At 68.6% G+C, this 1,322-nt stretch carries 2 protein-coding genes and 1 pseudogene; all 3 read left to right on the plus strand.

What is annotated here, in order from left to right:
• A partial coding sequence (locus ACFOSH_RS45180; RefSeq protein WP_449224218.1) for a hypothetical protein occupies positions 1-183 on the plus strand: 183 nt, incomplete at its 5' end.
• Positions 141-1,054, plus strand: a pseudogene (gene menC / locus ACFOSH_RS44095) (o-succinylbenzoate synthase); the annotation flags it as partial. The gene ACFOSH_RS45180 and the pseudogene menC, both read left to right, overlap by 43 nt.
• Positions 1,055-1,139: 85 nt before the next feature.
• On the plus strand, positions 1,140-1,322 hold a 183-nt coding region (locus ACFOSH_RS44100; RefSeq protein ID WP_378247812.1), incomplete at its 3' end, for a hypothetical protein.

A 1,322-nucleotide genomic window follows, 5' to 3' on the forward strand; every position in this document is an offset into this window, starting at 1 on the left:
CGAAGTCACCCTGGAGCGCCGCAAGGACGGGTTCTGGAAGCTGAACGGTCTCCTCGACGACGAGACAGGCGCCCCGGACCGCTGCCGCGCTGGAGGCGTATGCGACACCGCGCCCGACCGACGAGTTCGGGCAGGCGGATCAGCGGCATCTGGTGCCACCGCTGCCGGCGGCCGAGAGCCTGACCGCGCACACCGTGGCGCCGCTCCTCGCCGGGGTCAAAGGTCATCGGATGGCGAAGGCAGCCTTGGAGATGGCCGTGCTGGACGCCGAGCTCCGCGAGCAGGGCCTGTCCTTCGCGGCCGGTCTGGGATCGGTCGCCGACAGCGTCCCGAGCGGCGTTTCGGTGGGCATCATGGACTTGCTGCCGGAGCTGCTGTCGCGGGCTACCTGGCGCAGGGCTACCGGCGGATCAAGTTCAAGATCGAACCAGGGTGGGACCTCGCGCCGGTGCGGGCGGTCCGCGAGCGTTTCGGTGACGACTTGCTTCTGCAGGTCGACGCGAACGCCGCTTACACGCGCGCGGACACCCGCCACCTCGCCCGCCTCGACGACTTCGACCTGCTGCTGATCGAACAACCGCTGGACGAGGAAGACCTGCTCGGTCACGCTGCTCTCGGCCGGAGCCTTCGCACGCCGATCTGCCTCGACGAATCCGTGGTGTCGGCCCGTTCCGCCGCCGACGCCATCGCGCTCGGCGCGTGCCGGATCGTCAACGTCAAACCCGGCCGCGTCGGCGGCTACCTCGAAGCCCGCCGCATCCACGACGTCTGCGCCGCGTCCGGCGTTCCCGTGTGGTGCGGCGGGATGCTGGAGACCGGACTGGGGCGGGCAGGCAACCTCGCGCTCGCCGCCCTGCCGAACTTCACCCTCCCCGGCGACGTCTCAGCTTCGGACCGGTACTACGAAACCGACATCACCGAACCGTTCGTCCTGCGGGACGGGAACCTGCCCGTGCCGACGGGCCCCGGTCTCGGGGTCGCGCCGATCCCGCACGTGCTGGACGAGGTCACGACGTCGGTGCGGGAACTCCGCGTGCCCTCGCAAAACGGTTAAAAGCCCAAGACCTTCGGAGGGATACGACGGCGGTGGGCGCTCCTATCGTCGGAGATCGATCGAAAACCGGTGAGGAGCGCGTCTGATGAAGCTCGTGCGCATGATGGGGCTGGCCGTGCTGACGGCCTCCGCTCTGGTGTTCTCGATGACGGCGGCGTCGCGCAGGGCGTGTCACGGCAACCGTGTAAGCCAGAGGTGTACCAAGATCGACTCGCTGGTTTGGCGGTCGGAAGGGACATCGAGTGACTCAGGACACATCGTCTCGTCA

Origin of the sequence: Amycolatopsis speibonae (assembly GCF_042647925.1) — a bacterium.
Taxonomy (GTDB): domain Bacteria; phylum Actinomycetota; class Actinomycetes; order Mycobacteriales; family Pseudonocardiaceae; genus Amycolatopsis; species Amycolatopsis speibonae.